The 18502-nt window shown below is 56.7% G+C and carries 17 protein-coding genes; 15 read left to right on the forward strand and 2 right to left on the reverse strand.

What is annotated here, in order from left to right:
* The first annotated feature begins 725 nt into the window (after positions 1–725).
* The 12 genes from M0D67_RS30085 to M0D67_RS30140 all read left to right on the forward strand — a co-directional run bounded on the left by M0D67_RS30085 (position 726) and on the right by M0D67_RS30140 (position 12680).
* Entirely contained in the window at positions 726–3377 is a 2652-nt protein-coding gene (locus M0D67_RS30085) for a type VI secretion system Vgr family protein (RefSeq protein ID WP_266240743.1), read from the forward strand.
* Between the two features lie 38 nt (positions 3378–3415).
* Positions 3416–5503 (forward strand): hypothetical protein, encoded by a 2088-nt coding sequence (locus M0D67_RS30090; RefSeq protein ID WP_266240744.1) that lies wholly within the window; start codon positions 3416–3418, stop codon positions 5501–5503.
* 42 nt (positions 5504–5545) lie between these two features.
* On the forward strand, positions 5546–6628 hold the full coding sequence (locus M0D67_RS30095; RefSeq protein WP_266240745.1) for an SUMF1/EgtB/PvdO family nonheme iron enzyme: 1083 nt from the start codon (positions 5546–5548) through the stop codon (positions 6626–6628).
* A 33-nt stretch (positions 6629–6661) separates the two neighbouring features.
* On the forward strand, positions 6662–7591 hold the full coding sequence (locus M0D67_RS30100) for a DUF3592 domain-containing protein (protein ID WP_266240746.1): 930 nt from the start codon (positions 6662–6664) through the stop codon (positions 7589–7591).
* 43 nt (positions 7592–7634) lie between these two features.
* Positions 7635–8024, forward strand: coding sequence for a PAAR domain-containing protein (locus tag M0D67_RS30105; protein WP_266240747.1), 390 nt, complete (start codon positions 7635–7637; stop codon positions 8022–8024).
* Positions 8021–8521 (forward strand): DUF4123 domain-containing protein, encoded by a 501-nt coding sequence (locus M0D67_RS30110; RefSeq protein WP_266240748.1) that lies wholly within the window; start codon positions 8021–8023, stop codon positions 8519–8521. The genes M0D67_RS30105 and M0D67_RS30110 overlap by 4 nt, the downstream gene beginning before the upstream one ends.
* Positions 8514–8864, forward strand: a complete 351-nt coding sequence (locus M0D67_RS30115; RefSeq protein WP_064266928.1) for a hypothetical protein — start codon at positions 8514–8516, stop codon at positions 8862–8864. The genes M0D67_RS30110 and M0D67_RS30115 overlap by 8 nt, the downstream gene beginning before the upstream one ends.
* Positions 8864–9448, forward strand: a complete 585-nt coding sequence (locus tag M0D67_RS30120) for a restriction endonuclease fold toxin 5 domain-containing protein (RefSeq protein ID WP_266240749.1) — start codon at positions 8864–8866, stop codon at positions 9446–9448. The genes M0D67_RS30115 and M0D67_RS30120 overlap by 1 nt, the downstream gene beginning before the upstream one ends.
* A 28-nt stretch (positions 9449–9476) precedes the next feature.
* Complete coding sequence (locus M0D67_RS30125; protein WP_266240757.1) at positions 9477–10196, forward strand: immunity 52 family protein; 720 nt, start codon at positions 9477–9479, stop codon at positions 10194–10196.
* A gap of 5 nt (positions 10197–10201) precedes the next feature.
* Entirely contained in the window at positions 10202–10651 is a 450-nt protein-coding gene (locus M0D67_RS30130) for a hypothetical protein (protein ID WP_266240750.1), read from the forward strand.
* Between the two features lie 360 nt (positions 10652–11011).
* Complete coding sequence (locus tag M0D67_RS30135; protein WP_266240751.1) at positions 11012–11617, forward strand: hypothetical protein; 606 nt, start codon at positions 11012–11014, stop codon at positions 11615–11617.
* A 19-nt stretch (positions 11618–11636) separates the two neighbouring features.
* Positions 11637–12680, forward strand: a complete 1044-nt coding sequence (locus tag M0D67_RS30140) for an AAA family ATPase (RefSeq protein ID WP_266240758.1) — start codon at positions 11637–11639, stop codon at positions 12678–12680.
* Positions 12681–13700: 1020 nt separating this feature from the next.
* On the opposite strand, the gene M0D67_RS30145 is transcribed toward M0D67_RS30140, so the two are convergent.
* Both M0D67_RS30145 and M0D67_RS30150 read right to left on the reverse strand, forming a co-directional pair.
* Positions 13701–14465, reverse strand: coding sequence for a hypothetical protein (locus M0D67_RS30145; protein ID WP_266240752.1), 765 nt, complete (start codon positions 14463–14465; stop codon positions 13701–13703).
* An 832-nt stretch (positions 14466–15297) separates the two neighbouring features.
* Positions 15298–15432 (reverse strand): hypothetical protein, encoded by a 135-nt coding sequence (locus M0D67_RS30150; RefSeq protein WP_266211331.1) that lies wholly within the window; start codon positions 15430–15432, stop codon positions 15298–15300.
* Between the two features lie 243 nt (positions 15433–15675).
* On the opposite strand from M0D67_RS30150, the gene M0D67_RS30155 reads away from it, so the two are divergent.
* The 3 genes from M0D67_RS30155 to M0D67_RS30165 form a co-directional block, all read left to right on the forward strand.
* Entirely contained in the window at positions 15676–16119 is a 444-nt protein-coding gene (locus M0D67_RS30155; RefSeq protein ID WP_266240753.1) for a hypothetical protein, read from the forward strand.
* A 168-nt stretch (positions 16120–16287) separates the two neighbouring features.
* Complete coding sequence (locus tag M0D67_RS30160) at positions 16288–17853, forward strand: recombinase family protein (RefSeq protein ID WP_266240754.1); 1566 nt, start codon at positions 16288–16290, stop codon at positions 17851–17853.
* On the forward strand, positions 17850–18502 hold a 653-nt coding region (locus M0D67_RS30165), incomplete at its 3' end, for a ParB/RepB/Spo0J family partition protein (RefSeq protein WP_266240755.1). The genes M0D67_RS30160 and M0D67_RS30165, both read left to right, overlap by 4 nt.

The following is an 18502-nucleotide window of genomic DNA, read 5'->3' on the forward strand; positions in this document are numbered from 1 at the left end:
TTAAATATCTTGCCTCATCAGGTTAGCTCGATCGATCGGCGGGTGGCGAGATGCTTAAGCGCCGGATCGGCTTAATGGGCACAAGCGCCATGCGGATGTTGAAAACTCGAAAAGAAAGTGTAGCGTCTTTCCTCGGCCGAACTATCTGTCCTTCTTTCGCTAAAAGAACGGGAACCAGTGGAGCCACGAGCCGAGGGCGACTGAGTTCGGCCACTTTCGGTCATTCGTGGTCGCTTCCAAAATGGACGATAAGTCCTGCCGAAGTTATTTCAACAAATGCCTCACCACTCTGCCGCCATGCTTTTCTTTGACCCGCCGTACCGCTTTTAGCTTGAATTCGAGTGTGTACTGTGTCCGCTTTGCCTTGCCGGTCATCGCCTGCTCCTTGCTTGAGTTTACTTTTTCAGCAAGGGATTCGTTTTACGAGGGCAAACTCATTGTCACGAATCTCATCTTGCTAATTGGGAGACGTTTACAGTAACGCGCACGTACTCAAGAAAATATTTCCGATTTCCAGAATTTAACAATTTGATCGGAATGTATTTCCGGTCGCCGCCGTCTTTAACAGGAACGGATAGCTACATTCAAAGGGAATGTTTACCATCCGCTATCATCAGACTTAGAATCTGCGGGCGAGAACCAATACGTGACAAGACGGGGTGCAAAAAATGGGCGCAGCTGACCTAATCGAACAAATTCGTTCGGGAATATTCCAGAATGAGCGTTTGCTCAAACTGGATACACCAATCGGTGCGAATGCATTGCTCGTTCAGCGAGTGGTGGGAAACAGCCGCATAGGCCGCGATTACGCATTCACCGTCGACGTCGCGTCTACAGACGAAAACATCGAACTTAAACGGCTTATCGCACAGCCCGTTACGCTATGGATGCAGCAAACCGACAAATCGTATCGGCCAGTGCACGGCTTCGTTCACACCGCTCGCCGACTCGGCTCGGATGGCGGACTGACCAGCTATCAAGTCGCATTTGCATGCTGGTTGCATTTTCTGCGCTTCAGACGTGATGCGCGCATCTGGCAGGACGTCACGGTTGATGAAATCATTACTGACGTATTCAATCAGCATCCTCAAGCCCAGGGCGCATTTCGCTTTGCGCTGAATAAGCCGCTTCAGCCGCGGTCATTCTGCGTTCAGTACGAAGACGACTGGAATTTCGTCAATCGTTTGATGGAAGCTGAAGGCTGGTACAGCTATTTTGAACAGGCCGACGACGGACAATCGCACAAGTTGGTGGTGACGGACAATCTGGATTCGTTCAAATCCGCGTCACCGCAAAGCGTGGCGTTCTATCGGGCGGGCACTAACAGCGAAACCGACGCGCTCGTTCAATGGTCCGGTAGCCGGACGCTGCAAAGCACGTCGCTTGTCACGAGTACATTCGACTATAAATCGCCGCAATATGCGAAAGGCACCAATATCCCGACGGTCGGCAATCAGGGGTCGTTGCCTTCGCAAGCGGAAGTCTACGAATATTCCGGTGCGTACACGTATCGCGAGCAGGACCGTGGCGACGCTCTTTCGAAGATCCGCATGGAGGAGTGGGAGTCGCGCGCAAAGCGTTTCTATGGCGTAGGCGCAGTGCGGCAGATCGATGCAGGGCAGTGGTTTGAACTTGTCGATCATCCGGATCATTCAGGCGGCAACGAGCAAGAGCGGCAATTCGCCGTGCTAGCAGTGGATTGGGTGATCGAGAACAATCTGCCGGTATCACGTAGCGGTGCCGATTTTCCGCATAGCCTCCAGACTAGGGTCAACACGACACGCACCAATTTCGGCCCAGTGCAGCCGTCCGCGCTGATTCCGAGCGGCGACGGCAGCACCGGCTTTTTCATGGCGACCATTGAGGCTCAGCGGCGCAGCATTCCGTTTCGCAGTCCGTTGGACCATCACAAACCCGTCATGCCGACGCAGACCGCAACGGTCGTCGGTCCCTCGGGTGAAGAAGTCTTTACGGACTCGTTGAATCGCGTGAAGGTCCGCATGCACTGGGACCGGATCAATAGCGGCGACGAAAAGGCATCCTGCTGGGTGCGCGTGTCATACCCGAATGCGGGCAGCAACTGGGGCGGCGTCTTCGTGCCGCGCATCGGTCAGGAAGTCATCATCACGTACATTGACGGTGATCCTGACCGGCCGCTGATTACAGGCCGCGTCTATAACTCTGCAAGCTCGCCGCAGTGGCACACGCAGGGCCAGCTGTCCGGCTATAAGTCAAAGGAACATAAAGGCTCGGGGTATAACCAGCTAGTGCTCGACGATTCCACCGGTCAGAATCGCGCGCAGCTTTACAGCACGCAAACCGCAGCACAGTTGAATCTCGGCTATCTGGTCTCGCAAACCGACAACACGCGTGGCGCATTCCGCGGCACGGGGTTCGAACTTGCCACCGACGCCTACGGCGCGATCCGCTCCCAGAAAGGGCTCTACATCAGCACGTTTGGCCGTCCGGCTGCGAGCGGTGAGCAACTCGACGCCACCGAGGCGCGCGGTCAGTTGACCGCAGGTCAGCAGTTGTTGAGCGCAACTGCGGACACTGCGCAACAACACGGTGCAGCCGATATGCAAGCGATCGACTCGCTGAAGACGTTCACAAATTCCACCCAATCCAGCTACGGCGGAAGCGCTTCGCCTGCCTTGTCGGCTTCCTCCGCGCAGGGACAGGAGACGTCGGGCGGCACTGGCCAAGCCAACGGCTTCAGCGATCCCGTGCTGTTGCTCGCTTCCCCCAAAGGCGTAGGGATCACCACGCCGGAAAGCGTCCATATTCACGCGGGCGAGAACGCGACGATATCCGCGAACACCGATATCAACGTTGCGATCGGCAAGAGCCTCGTCGCAAATGCGGTCGGTAAGATCAGCCTGTTCGCATATAAGCTCGGCATGAAACTGATCGCCGCGCGCGGCAAGCTCGAGATTCAGGCGCAGACAGACGGCATCGACGTGCTTGCGAGCAAAGGCATCAAGATTTCATCCTCCACCGATGCCATCCAGTTGAGCGCGGAAAAAGAAATTCTGCTCACGTCGGGCGGCGCCTATATCCGCATCAGCGGCGGAAACATTCAGGTTCACGCGCCGAGCCAGGTGGATATCAAAGGCTCCGAACATTCGTTCACCGGCCCGACGCGCTACGACGGGCAACCCGCAGCATTGCCCAAGAGTGTGGTCAACGACCAGCAATTCATCCTGAAGGACGAGACCACCGGCAACGTGATGCCGCTCGCGCCTTACCGCATCGAAAGCGGCGATGGTCAGGTGCTGGCTCGCGGCATTACCGACGCCGAGGGCAAAACCGTGCGGGTCTTCACCGGTACTCAGGAACAGGAGTTGAAGATGTTCCATGAGGACGATCAGGCCTAGGATCGACAACAACATGACGGGTGAGTCGAGATCAAATCATGAATAGTCAGAACGCAGTTGGGACAAGCCAATCGAACGCGCAGGAAGGCAGCACCGCCGACGCCAAGGGTACGCAGCGGCCGCTCCTCTTTTTTTATCCGGATACAGCCGAGCTTTTCGAATGCCCGGTCGAATCCGTCGATGCCGTGGCGAAAGAGATTGCGCTGATGAGTCGGCTATCCGAGAACCTGATCGAGGCGCGGCAAGCACTGGGCGTCGCGCACGCTGCTTGGCTGGAGCAACAGGCAAATGTGGCGTTGCGTCCGCAACTCGAAGCGAACCTGAAAGAAGCGATCAAGAAAGAAGAAGCCGCCACCGCGGAAGTTCACGAGCAACTCGAGGAGACGCCCGCCTTCAACAAGGATGGTGTGTGGGAGCTTTTGCCCTTGCGCAAGACGGCGGCCGGCAAAGATAAGTACAGCGGTCAGCGCTTTACATACGTGCGGTCGTCGAAAGTGAAGAACCATTTTCGACGCTACAAGCTGGACTCCGACAAGCCCCAACTCAAATCCTTTCTCGTCAAGGACTCGACGACGGGCAACTATAAGCTGGATCACGAGAAGATCCAGGAGAAGCTCGACGAAGCGTTCAAGAAAGCGAAGCTCCACGAATGGAAGACACCGCCTTGGGGTCGCGAGTGGGCACCTGAGTTTGCAGAGGCGTTCAACAAGGCCGCCAAATTCAAATCACCGGACGATCCCAACGCAATGTGCGAGTTCTCCGGTGGCACTCAGATCCTGCGGCTGTTCGCCGGCGCTGGCGCGAGCGCCAAAGCGGAAAGCACCATCAAGTCGTTCGACGACCTGTTGCACCTGCGCGGCGAAGTCGCTGCATCGGCGAAAGCGAAGGGTGAAGTCGGCGGAGTGCTGGCTGACGGAAACATCAAAGCCACGCTTTATCTGCCGTGGAAATCCGGGCTTGAACTATGGATTCCGGCACCGACCGAGAGCCAGAGCGGCGCGATCTCGTGGAAGAGCACGCCCGACACCACGCTGGGCTTCTTCAGGATCTCGCTCGCGGCAAAGGCGGAAGCTTCTTGCGGTGCGAGCCTCCTCGCGGAAGGCGGGGTCGAATTCAAACTCGGCCGCGACGGTAAGACGCAGAAGGTCAAAGGTACGCGTGCTACTCGCAACGCGGCGCAAATGCAGCAGCCCAAACTCGATGTCACAAAGGTCGAAGTCAAGGCTGACGCGGGCGGTGATCTGAAGGCCTTTGCCGGCGTCGAGGCGGAGGCCTCCGTGGAGGGAGCATTCGAATGGCGGCGCCCGCAGGAAAAGGTCAAATGGACCTCGTTCGCGTCCGTCAAGCCGGGTGTGAGCGGCCAGGCCGGCGCCGGCGCGCAGGCCGCGTTCCACATTACCTATGACGACAAGTTTCGCATTCTGATGAGGGCGGGCTTATGCGTCGGTGTTGGCTTGAAGGGCGAAGTGGAAGCCGCGGTCGACGTCGTCAACATGGCCGAGTTCGCCTGGTGGGCCAAAACCCAGATTGCCTATGCTGGCGACAAAAACCTTCAGTACTTCGCCAAGGATGCCTTCAGGACGTTCGTGGCGATGTACACGTTGGCGATTGCCAAGGGTAAGGAGATCGGCGCCTACGTCGGCAAACAATTCGACGAAATGAGAACCGAGCTGACCGACTTTATCCGTACCCAGCCTCGGGCATTTCTCAATGCAATCAGGAACGCGCATGACTCACTGCTGAACAGTCTTGCGGAGGTGAAGGGCTATATCGTTTATGCGTTAAAGTCCATCGCCGACCGATTCGACGAATGGCGGCTGGAAGCGACCGATGCGATCAGCCGTATTCTTGCAGCCGCCCAGATAAGGAACGAACTGGAGAACGTCTACCAGTTCACCTCGTCGGAAATTGCGGTTAAGGGCAATGCGCAAGTTGCGCGCAATGAGATCGGACAGTTCGTCGGCACGAGCCAGCTGGCGATGGTGGAAAGCCGTATGCGTGTCGACCCGGCGCCGGGTTTCGGCTTTGTCTTCAACGATTCGGCCGCGTACCAGATGCAGCAAGGAACCGCGCTCGCCTGGATGGATCCAAAAACGACTGCGGGCGACGGCTCCCAGATGGCTTGAGCGGCGACATCGGTTCAATAGAAAATATAGGAGTGGTGCTGCATGGGTTATCGGTCTCGTCTGGCTCAAGAGAAATCACGGGCGCTATTGGTTGCTGGAATATCGTTGCTGTTGTCGGGCAGCGTTTTTGCACAGAAAGTCGACGTGAACGCACCCGCTGACAAAGATCGATTGATCCGCGAGATTACGACACCGTCACCGAAGAAGGACACGTGGGAACATCTCAGCACTGTGCTGAACTGGGGAACCGGTAAGCCGTACGACGACACCATCCGCATCTTGCAGGATTACTTCAAGTCGTTGCCGCCGCCTTCTAATGACGAACTCGCCAGATTCAAGGACAAGGTGCATCGCGAACTGGTCTTCGTCAAAGGCGGCCAGTTCCTGATGGGCGATTTCGGTCCGGAAAAGTCGCAGGACAGACTGCCCTACTCCGCCAACGACGGCGCCGCGCCCGCACACAACGTGACGCTCGACAGTTACTCGATTTTCAAGCATCGCGTGACTTACGCCGACTATGACCTTTATACACGCGCCAATGGCTTGCCGCCGATCGCGATCAGCAAACACGAAGACCTGGAGTTCCGTTTTCCCGACTACCCCGTGGCGCATATCACGTGGCAACAGTCGCGCGATTTCTGCGCATGGGTCGGTAAGCTCGTGAGTCTGCCGGTCGATTTGCCGACTGAGGCGCAGTGGGAATTTGCAGCACGTTCGCGCGGCGAGTTGTGGGTGATTCCCAGCGCCGCGGTGCCGGTTGTCGACGGCAAATACAACCTCGAACAGCTCGACAACATCATCGACAAAATGGAAGAGAACGGCACCAGCCCGGAGCCGCTGGTTAGCCGGCCGGTAGGCACGTATGGCGACAATCGGCTGGGCATGTCGGACGTGTTCGGTCGCGGCAAGGAATGGACTTATGACTGGTTCGACAAGAACTACTATAGCCAGACGGCGCCGCACGATCCGCGAGGTCCGGAGCGAGGCAGCCTGCGCAGCGTCCGGTATGCAACCGATAGCCGCACGCGACTCGTCATCGACCGCACGGGTTTCGCGCCCGATACCGCGAAGGCCGATCTCGGGTTTCGATGCGTGCTCAACCAGTCTTCGCCAACAGGTCAGTGAGATGCGCACGCACGCTCCAACCGTCCACTCACGATGAATTCAGCCGCCGCCCCGTCTCCGCACAGCCGAAGCACGGTCGTCATCCTGACGCTCAGTCTCGGCGCGCTGCTTTTTTCGCTGTGCTGGCTCGTGTCTTCGCTGATCGCCACGCATCGCATGACGGTCGCCGAAGGAACCGTGGTGAGTTACGACCAGGGCGGCCGGAGTTGGCGTTCGTATCAACCCGTGATCGTCTTCACGACCGCACGCGGCGAGCGCGAACAGATCACGGGCCAGACGTCGTCGACGCAGCCGGCCTACGATATCGGCCAAACGTTGCGCGTGTTCTACGACCCTGCGAACCCCGCACGCTCGGCGATCATCGACGACTTTGGGCAGCGCTGGTTTCCTGTCGGCGTAGTGATGTTGCTCAGCGTGGTGTTTTCTGCGATTGGCGCGGTGATGTTCGTAATCGAGCGCGGCAAGGTTAAACATGTCGCGCCTTCGCCGTACTCGCAGGCGAGGCGCAAACGCGGCCGGCAGAATCTACTGATCTGCCTGATTCCGATTGTCATCGGCGCGGGATTTCTGCTGGGCGCTGCCGTTTCGGCGATGCGCGAACGGCAGATCATTGGAAGCTATACGCGCACGACTGGCAAAGTCGTCGAAATCCAGGAAGCCGAGCGGCCTTATCAGCCGCGCTCGCACATGTACTCGGCGATTGTCGCGTTCAAAACCACGACGGGGAAAGAAGTCACCTTTGCGCAGGGGTCGTCGTCATCGCATAACGATCTCGGCAGCGGTGATGAGGTCAGTGTTCTCTACGATGCGAATACGCCCGATCGCGCGATGATCGACAGCTTCTGGGAGCACTGGGGACTGCCTGCCATCCTCTCTGTCATCGGCTTGCCGTTCTTCGCCGTTGGTATGTTCTTTGTCAGCACCGTCGACTTCAGCGGTGGGCGCCACAGCAAACGGACCTAGCTTTGAACGTGATTCGACATTCGAGATTGATGGCAGGTGACTTATGACTTCGATCGCATGTGAAGGCGATAGCACGTCGCACGGCGGCAAGATCGTTTCCGCTTCGGCGACCATCGGCGTCGGCGACAGCGGACGGCGCGCCGCCCGGCTCGGTGACCTCGTCCATTGTCCGAAATGCGACGGCACGTTTCCGATTGTGACATCGCAGAATCCGGCGATGACCGTGGAAGGTGTGCCGCTCGCTTTTCATGGCGACAAGACCTCGTGCGGTGCGGTGTTGATCGCCGCGCAATCCGAGACCACCGGCAATGTACCTGCGTCGATGGAGGGCACGACAGCCGCGGCGGCGGAGTCCACAGTCGCGCCGACCTTGTGTCGCGAGTGCCTCGCTCATGCCGCAGAAACGGGCGCTTCCACTGTCGTGCGCTCATGATCCCAACGACTCTCGCTGAACGGCTGGAGCGTTTGCGTGCGGATGCGCCGGGGCTGCGTGCGTATGCGCTGGTCGATGGCCTGCAGTACGAACAGCATTTCGGCCGCAGCTTGCGGCGCCGCTGGGGCACTGTGCACACGCTTTTCGCCGGGACAGAAGATGAGCCATTGGCATCCGCTGGACCATGGCTTGTCGACATCGCGCAACCCGATGCCGACGTGGTGGCTTCACTCAATGAACTGGAAAGAGCGCGGCCTGGTGTGATGTGGTTGTTCAGCACGCAGGATATCGAGTCGCTCGTGCGGACACTGCAACGCAAACTCAACAGCAAACTGCCGAATGGCAAGATTGCGTTGCTCCGGTTCTGGGATCCGCGTGTTTTCGTGCCGCTCTTCAATGCGCTCGACACCGAAAGACGTCGCGCTTATTTCGGCGATGTGGACGAGTGGCACGGCCTCGCGGATGGCAAACGCTTTCACGTCTCTCACCATGCTTGAACTGACCGCAGAACAATGGGCCGCTTTGTGCGCGAGCGACGAACGCAATTTTGTCGCGACGATTCGTGACGATATCGTGCGCGACGCCCCGCGTTACGCCAACGATCCGACCTTACTCGACCGCCTGGTGCGGGCGTATGGGGACGCTAAGCGCATGGGGTTTCAGCAGGACAAGGAGCTGGTGGAGTTTCTTTATATCGAAGCGGATGTGCCAGAGTTTTATCGCAAGCCGGGGATCGCGGCCTGGCTCGCGAAGCCGGGACGACCGGTCGAGGAGCGGTTCGAGGATCTGCTGGCGGTGACGCGGCGGAAGTTGATTGATCGGGAAAGGGAGAAGCGGTGATGGCTGTATTGGCAATTCCGCTCGTCGAAGGAGCGGGCGCATTGCTTGCCGAAGCATTCCCCGCTTTGCTAGGCGGGACCGCTGCGGCGGGAATCCTGTCGCTATCCGGCGATCAGGCGCAAGACAAAAGCAAGACCCAACCGGTCGCGCGAACCATGCCGAAGACAGACGAAGCGTGCAAGAAGTGTCCACCGGATGCGGGTAACCTCGTAACGCGTAACTGGAATATGTCAGACACCTCGCGCACGTATCAGGCGCAGGTGACAGGCTTCGCGCCGAATACGGAATGGAGTTTCAGCGGGCTCGACTTCGATGGGTTTCGTGCGTCGCTTTGTCAGCTGGAAGAGGCAAAGGCGAATTATGATCAGTTTTTTGATCCGGAGACGGGCAATCCAAAGCGATTCTTCCTGATTTCTGGTGTTGAAAAAATGCGCAACCAGGCGAGAGAACAAAACCTCGTTGCGGCGGCCAATACACCGGCGCTGTTGCATTGGTATTTTATGCAGCCGCTGAGCTATCGGTACTTCACGCGCAGTTTTCGCACCACCGCGCCGCTGGTCAACACAGAATTGAAGCCACTTTAATGAGTACGAGCACTGAACGTTGACGAACATGGCCTTTCATTTGAACATTGATGTCACCTATCGCGTAGCTGCCCCGCAATTGCCGACCATCGAGTCGGAGTACGACCGACTTTGGCAGTTTGCGAACGTCCTGACGCGAGCCGGCTTACCCGTGGACAAATGGTATCCAGCGGCGGATACGGAAAAAGCGTCGCTGCTAAACGCTGCCTTCGATGCCAATGGACCGACCAGCGCGGCGATTGCCATGGCCAAGAATTCCGCTTTATCCAATGGCACTAGAGTCAGGTCGCTCGGGGTATGGAATGGCTTAGAGGGAGACGGTGGAGCTGCTTTTTCCGACTCGCAGGGCATTGATAGTGTGTGCTCGGTGACCTTCCAGATGAAAGGAATTGTCGGATTTCAGCAGACAACACTGGTCGCGGACGTTGTTTCGGAAGCGGCGCGCATCTGGTCCGCGTCGAGCGTTCAGGTCGGGCCATTCAAGTATTTTTCGCAGCAGCAGGTCTTCGAAAAACGACCCGGCGCCGGTTGGATGCTTTATTTGCCGAGAGTTTTCACCACGCAGCAAGTGCCTGAGGCTCGCGACCTGATTCCGGTCATGGATGGTAAGCAGCGGATAGGCACCCTCATCGTCAGTGTTGTCGATGAGCCTTTCTCCGCTTCAAATCCGGAACATGTGAAGATCGCCAACGCAATTGAAGAGCGATTGGTCGACCAAGACTTGCTGCCCTTATTCACCGAACTTTAGCTCGGATGAAATTGGCCGATACCGTGAAATTCAGTCTGAACCTTGAATTGGCATTTCGTCTGTCGGAGCCGGTGTTGCCCGCCATCGAAACCGAATGCGCCTGGCTGTGGGAGTTCGCAAGCGTGTTGCAACGCGCGAATTTGCCGATCGACGGTTGGTATCCGCCTGCGACAAGCGTAAAGGCTTCACTCCGTAATCGTGCTTTCAATGCGTCAGGGCCGACCACGGCCGTAATTGCGATGGCCAAGGCCGAGAAGCAGGACTACCCGGGGGTGCGCTCGTTCGGTGCCTGGAATGGAATCGAAGGTAACGGAGGCGCGGTTTTTACCGACCATTTATCGGTGAGTGGTCTGTGCACCTTGAGCTTGCAAACCAAAGGCGTTACGGAGATGGCAACGCTTGAAGTCGTGGCGTATATCGTCAGCGAAGCGACGCGTACCGGTCACCGGCGCTAAATCCGTTGCTGGCTCAGCCATGCACGCCATGGCTACGGCGGTGAACAGCGCTGCCGGAAATAACCTTCCAGCGTCAACGCCGCAAGTTGCGGCGACGGCCAGCACCGGTCGCGCGGCGAATAGTGAATCGAGTACAACTCCGTATCCGTCCGCCAATGCAGCGCCTCCCCATAACTATGGCGCGGCAGTCCATCTGAATATCACTCGGAACCTGGGCAAGCGGGTCAAGGATGCCGCGGGCCATGACGTCGAAGTCAGGTCTTTTGCCGACCTGAAGCAAGTTGGCGATGGCTATGGGGTGACTTATTATCCCCACCAAAACATGCATTGGTCTGACACGGGTCATTAATAGGGAAAATTATGCGAAGGATCGCAGTAGCAGTTTTTGTCGCTTTGATTTGCAATTTTGCGAATGCCCAACAAGCCCCGATCGTTGGCGTGTGGGAGCAACTTCCTGTTGCCGATGCTAATGGTGGAGCCAATGCGGCGCGCCACAATATTGTTTTCGTCGATCAAAAAATTGCTGACGATACGGTGTTCAGCGGACTTGTGGATGCTGGAACAAAGAACGGCGTTCTCTGTTGCGTGAAAGTCAGCAAGAACTCGTCCATCACGCTCGCTGAGTTGCTGAAAAAATATCAATGGGATGACGACGTCGCAGATCACCTGAAGAAGATCACCGGTTGGAAATATATCTACGAAGCGAACCTCATCGATCAGTCTGCGCAGAATCCGAGGATGCGCAAGCTGGTAAAAGATTTGAGCATGCCTCCTGCTCTGTCGCCGTATTCCGCAGCTATCGCCTCGGGAAAAATCGCCGGCGAAGAAGTCGACAAGAAATTTTCCACTAACGATGGAGCAGTCTCTTTTTCCACTCAATCGGTGCAGAATAAGAACGTCATTCAGTATAAGTTTTCCGTCAACGGCCAGCCGGTGAAATTGACCGAAGAGATTTTTCCAGATTGATCGATGGAGTTTGTCTTTGATGGTACGCGCGGCAATGCTTCTGACGCTGGAAGAGGCAGCTCGAACCGAGGGGCATACCTATCTGATGGCCACATGGATGGTTCAGCGGATTCGCGACCGTGCGCTGCAGCCTGACTGTCCGTTGGACATGGACACGCTCTCGATTATGGAAGACGGTCTGGCGCCTAAGATTGAGAGCATCCAGGTCAAGGACGGCCATCAGGCGTTTCAGTTGGATCGCTATGTCGAGACCTCAACCTTGATCAGGGTCAAGATCAGCAAGCGCAGATCCCGCAAGGCCAACGCCGGAGAACACAACTGGGCTGCACTCGTGGATGCAGCAATCGATTCAACGATGGACAAAGGCGCCGCTAAGTCGAAGCCGAGCAAGCGCGACTTGGCCGCGCGCAAGGAAAAGTCGGCAGCCTTGGAAGTGCTCTACAAGTCTGGAGTGTCAGTGCTCATGGGAGCCGCTGGCACGGGAAAGAGCACCTTGCTGAAGGCGTTATGCAGTATTGAGAGCGTGAAGAACAAGGGAATCCTATTGCTTGCGCCCACCGGCAAAGCGCGCGTGAGACTGGAGCAAGCGAGCGGCATGGCCGGCCAGGGAAAGACAGTCGCCCAGTTCTTGAATGGATTGAACCGGTACAACGGTAAGACCGGGCGGTACTTCGTAAATGAGGACGCCGACCGCTCGGCCGTGCATGCCACAATCATCATCGATGAATGCTCCATGCTCACTGAGGAGCAGCTCGCGGCACTTTTGGATGCGGTGGAAAGTATAGACAGGCTGGTTCTGGTGGGTGACCCCAAGCAGCTACCGCCGATTGGCGCAGGCCGGCCCTACGTCGATATCGTCAATTTCTTGAAGCCGGCCAATATCGAGAGCCTGCGAACCCGCGTTGCCGGATGCTTCGCGGAACTGACCGTTACGATGCGCCAAGGCGCTGGAGAGGGGGATGTTCGCGACGACGTGCTGCTAGCTCAGTCTTTTAGCGGCCAACCACTGGATGCTGGTGCCGATGAGATCTGGCAGACGGTGGCTACCTCAAAGAGTTGCTGATTGGCGCGCTCCGACAAGCCAGCAGCGAAGATATTGGCACGATTGGGCTTTCCCACTTGGCGGCTGCTTTCCGTGAAGAGATCTGGGCGGGGGGCGTGGGAGACAAAAATCCGTTCGACAGGAAATTTAAATTCAGGCGTCTTGACGGCAATGGCGAACCGTTCTCGTGCGCAACTTTAAATTGACGTAAAGACATGGCGGGACAGGGAAGAAGCGAAATTGATGCGTCGCTTGCATTGGAGGTCGTATGGACATAGATAAAAAACTCCTTGTTCAATTGCCGATCCGATGTCGCCGAACAGAAAATGAGAGTGACGACGGCTACTTCTTCAGGGCATGTGAACTCAATGGAATCGACGGTATCGCAGCAGCATCCTGGCGAAGATCTTTGACCAACGCCAAAGACGTAATGCGCCCCCGCCAGCGCACTCGCGTGTGGAATTACTATCACCCGCGTTTCTGCTCGCTTTGTTGGGGATTGAGCAATACGTGGAGGCGTGAATGGGAGTTGACGGTACTCACGGTTTGTCCTTTTCACGAAGTGCGCCTGTTGAGTGTATGCCCGCGCTGCGGAAGTCCGCTACGCTGGGGGCGCCCCAAGTTCAGCGAATGCGAATGTGGTGAGGCCATAGAAGATTGGCCAAGCGTAGAGTCAACCACTGAAGAACATATCGTTTCAGTGGCAGTCTGGCAGACGTTTCAGGGGCAGACTGCGGAAACTCTGTTTGCTGACGGACCTCTCGAAAACCGTGTGATCTGTCGTCTGGTAATGCTCCTCGGAGCGCATACCATTAAACGACGGGCTTTGAGACCCCAGTCAGAGTTTCCTTACGATAATGCCGGCGAGATGCAAAAGCATTGCGCGGCAGCGGGTAAATACTTCGCTGATTGGCCGTCGTCACTGTACGCAGAATTTAAGCGACGCCGCGAGATGCTGGACAGCGCTTGCAGGCAAAGTGCGCACCCTATGAGTCAGTTTGAAACTGCATTTCTTAAACTAGCGAAATGCGACCCGACCGGTTATCTGCTTACGGTAAGGGTGGGCGTAAAACCAATTTTTTCTTCGGGTGCATCAATGTTAGTCCCATGCCAGCGGAAACGGACATCGTAATCGAAGACGAGCGACAATCGCTCCGAAAGATGTCGCTCAATCTCCCGGATCACTTGATCTTGCACCTGTATATTAATACTATCGTCAGTAGTTTTCTTTATCGCAATCGGAGGTGCGCCGTCGGCAGATTGTTGCAAAGCCAAATTTGATTTTTGGAAATACCGCCCACCGTTTGCGGCAATTAGATCCGTTTGCATTACCTCGATAACGCGCTCCCAGTTCTTCATGTATCGGATTCGCCCCGCGATTCGGGACAAAGCCTTCACCACGGCGTTACTGTGAATTTTCTCTTCGCGCTGAATATCTTGATTTAACGCTTTCGCCTTTTCTCTCGCAGCGTTAAGTGCAATATTTATCTTTTCTTCGTCCGTTTCTTCTGCCATTTTATCGATTGCAGGCGCAATAATCGATTCATAGAGATTTTGGAACGGAGTAGTTTCCTTCAACTCTCCTCTGTGCTCTATTTTCACCCTGATGTTGTCGCGAAGGGAATAGAAGAAATCACAGTAATAATCCGCCATCTCATCACGCAACGCGCTGTTCATGCGTGCTTCTTCGATGGCTGCCTTTCCAAACATGTTTTGAACACTGGCCGTAAAAACAGACATCGTCATGAGCGTATGACGTGTGTTTTCGTTCGCATTGACCTCGATGTTTTGGTCGAACAATTTCAAACTGTTTTGATCTTTAGCTACCCGTTAGTACTGACGGAGCAGCCACCTGCTCCGAGCCCGTTGGGCACCTACCTGCGTTGGCAATTTTTGAAGCCCGGCATCTACCACATGCCGCTAAATTTGAGAAATTTGGTCACGCTGGTGAGAAATCTTTCAAGATCTTTGAGAACCGACTGTAGCGAGACCCATAACCCGAGAAATCGCGCCTTATGGGACAAGGGTTTGGGGCTGAGGGCGAACCCATAATGCGAGAAAGTGGACGCATAAATTGAGAACAACCGTCCAGGGCCATCTCCGACATGTACGGGAGCACGCGACGGGACGGGCCCTCTCCCATCAGCAGCCGTCGCTCAGGTTTGTATTGAGAGCCGCAAAAAATTGCGCTTCAGATAAAGCAATTTTGGCAATTTGCGCTCGTGAGCGAACCATCTCGATGCACGTCCGCCATCAAGAAATGTCCAAGTTTCTGAGCTTGGCCTGCTAACGGGCCAAGCGAACAGCGATGACCGTTTAACGAAGCGATTACCGAGTAAGGCGCTCTCTGGTCCGTCTCGAGCCAGTGCTTTCGGTGGCTGGTCGAGGCGTCGGCGTCCGCCCGTCGCAACCCGACCTGGAGGGCACTCATGAAATCCCCTTGCCTGTGGCAACGCGTTCGTGCCGCTGCCGCATGTTCCCCGCAGTGAGTGTGGCATTCCACCTGCCGGACCACCTGACGACGTGGCAAACCTAGCGGCACTCGGCCTGCGCCCGCGCAAAGGAAAAATGCCTCCTGAGGCCGGAAGCTTAGGAGGCATCGAGGATTCTCGCGGGACCGTTCTGTCCCCGACTGGATTTACTTCAGGGCGAAAGCTATCACCAGGACGACGGCTGCAATGGCGCCAAGGCTCACCGCGCCCCAACCCAACCGGGAGATGAAACGGTCGACGTTTTGGTGCGACTCAGCAAAACGAAAGACTTTTTCCATCATGGCGGATTTCTCCCTAATTACCGCGAGCATATCACTTGTACGGTACGGCGCTCATGTAGACATGCAGTCCAGCAAACTGAAGGGCCGCCATGCCGGTCAGCCGGACCGACACCGCAACCATCAGCGAATTGGTCCGCGTTGGCGCCGGAACGTTCCCCGCCGGATTCCGTCTCGAGCCAGTGCTTTCGGTGACTGGTCGAGGCGTCGGCGTCCGCCCGTCGCAACCCGACCTGGAGGGCACTCATGAAATCGCCGCGCCTCTGTCTCGCCTGTGGCAGCGCGTTCCTGCCGCTGGCGCATGTTCCCCATCAGCGTTACTGCTCGTCGGAAGCTTGCCAGCGCGCTCGTCGACGCGACTGGCAGAACCACCGGCTCCGTATCGACCGCGACTATCGCGACAACCAGGCCCGGGCCCAAGCGCGATGGCGCGCAGGCCACTCAAGCTATTGGCGCGAATATCGAGCTGCACATCCGGCGTATCGAGAGCGCAACAGCAGCATGCAGCGGATACGCAATGCACGACGGAGTTTCAAGCCGATTGCAAAGATGGATGTCATCGAACTCCCTCGGCCGCTGGGCTCTGGCTTCTACGTGCTGCGTCATGCGGATGATGCCGGCGCCGCAAAAATGGACGTGTGGACCGTCCACATAGCGGTGCTGTCTGCGCCGACAGCACCGCCCATATGATTGCAAAGAGATGACGTGATACACATTGGCGTCGGGCCTGCTACCTTTGCCTTGTCACCGTTCGTTTTCAAACGCCACCGCCTGATGTGAAGCCGCGGCGTTCGCATTTGGGACTCCCCTTGCGCTCGGTGCCTACCGCGTGTTTGTGTCTGAGTTGCGGAGCGGAGAATGTCATTCAATAACACGGGTGCAGCAGTCGTAGCCGGCTCCCTGGCAGGACGGGCAGCTGAGTACGTCCGCATGTCGACCGAACACCAGCAGTATTCGACCGAGAATCAGCGCGACCGAATTCGAGACTACGCAACCCGCCGCGGATTCGAAATCGTCCGCACATATGCCGATGAGGGTAAAAGCGGTCTTCGAATCGACGGTCGCCAGGCACTTCAAAATCTCATCTCCGATGTCGCCAATGGCAAGGCGGATTTCTGCGTAATCCTCGTCTATGACGTGAGTCGCTGGGGGCGATTCCAGGATGCCGACGAGAGCGCGTATTACGAGTACATCTGCCGCCGTGCTGGCATCCAGGTTGCTTACTGCGCCGAGCAGTTTGAGAACGACGGGTCGCCTGTCTCTACCATCGTGAAAGGGGTAAAGCGGGCAATGGCTGGCGAGTACAGCCGAGAATTGTCCGCGAAAGTATTCGCTGGCCAGTGCCGATTAATTGAGATGGGGTTCCGGCAAGGAGGGCCGGCCGGCTATGGACTGCGCCGCGTATTGGTCGATGAACACGGTTTAATGAAAGCCGAACTGTGCCGCGGCGAGCATAAAAGCCTGCAAACGGACCGGGTAGTCCTCATGCCGGGGCCGGAAAGCGAAGTGCGAACCGTCAATCTAATCTACAACTGGTTTATCGACGGGTCGCTCGACGAATACGAAATCGCGGCTCGCCTGAACGGCATGAACGTACGGACTGACCTTGACCGGGAGTGGACACGAGCAACGGTACGGGAAGTATTGACCAACGAGAAATACATCGGCAACAACGTTTACAACCGGGTGTCGTTCAAGCTGAAGAAGATGCGGGTGACCAACACACCGGACATGTGGATTCGAAAGGAGGGGGCATTTCAGGCAATTGTGCCAAGCGAAACGTTCTACACGGCTCAGGGCATCATGAGGGCAAGAGCGCGTCATTACTCGAACGAAGAGCTAATCGAGCGACTGCGCAACCTGTTCCGCAGTCGCGGTTTTCTGTCCGGCGTAGTGATTGATGAAACAGATGGCATGCCTTCTACGTCGGTCTATGTGTACCGATTCGGCAGTTTAATTCGTGCCTATCAGACAGTCGGTTTTACCCCCGGCCGAGATTATCGATACATTGAGACCAACCGCTTCCTGCGACAACTGCATCCGGAAATCATTGCGCAGACGGAGAGGAAAATCTCGGATTTGGGCGGCACGGTGATACGCGACCCGGCAACCGACCTCCTGACGGTCAACGACGAATTCACGGCGTGCATCGTGCTCGCGCGCTGCCAGGCGCATGACAATGGCCGCAATCATTGGAAAGTGCGCTTCGATACCAGCCTGCTGCCGGATATCACAGTCGCGGTGCGGCTCGACCAGACGAATGCTTCGGCGCTGGACTACTACCTGTTGCCACGTCTGGATTTTGGACAACCGCGTATTCACCTCGCCGACCAGAATCCAATCGAGTTTGAGAGCTATCGCTTTGATACGCTGGACTACCTCTATGGCATGGCCGAGCGCGCCCGCCTCAGGAGAGTAGCGTGAACTCGCAGCAGCAGCCCGGCGAAATTCGGATGGTCCCCGTCTCTCAGATTGAAGTTATCAATCCGCGAGAACGTAACGGTCGAGTTTTCCATGAAATCGTCGACAACATCAAGACCATCGGTCTCAAGAAACCCATCGTGGTCACGCCGCGAGCAACGGCCAGCGGCATAGAAAAGTACCTCCTTGTGTGCGGCGAGGGGCGATTGAAGGCGTTCCGCTCGCTCGGGGAAGCGACTATTCCCGCACTCGTGGTGAGCGTCAGCGATGAGGACGCGTTCGTGATGAGTCTGACTGAGAACATCGCGCGCAGACAGTGTCGCCCACTCGAACGGCTTGCCGGCATTCGGCAATTGCAGGAGCAGGGATATGCGCCAAAGGTCATTGCCGATAAAACAGGTCTTGCACCGACTTACGTTCACGGCATCCTCACGCTGCTGCATCAGGGAGAAGAGAGGCTTGTGGTTGCAGTAGAGAAAGGCCTCGTTCCACTGAATGCCGCCCTCATGATTGTTGGCGCCGGCGACAACGACGCCGAAATACAGGCAGCGCTCCAGGAGGCCTATGAGTCGGGAAAATTGCGGGGCAAGCAACTGATTGCGTATTTCGGCGAACGTGATCACGGATTCCGGTTGAACGTGATCAGTGAATC

This window comes from Paraburkholderia sp. SECH4 (genome assembly GCF_030511745.1).
Classification (GTDB): Bacteria; Pseudomonadota; Gammaproteobacteria; order Burkholderiales; family Burkholderiaceae; genus Paraburkholderia; species Paraburkholderia madseniana.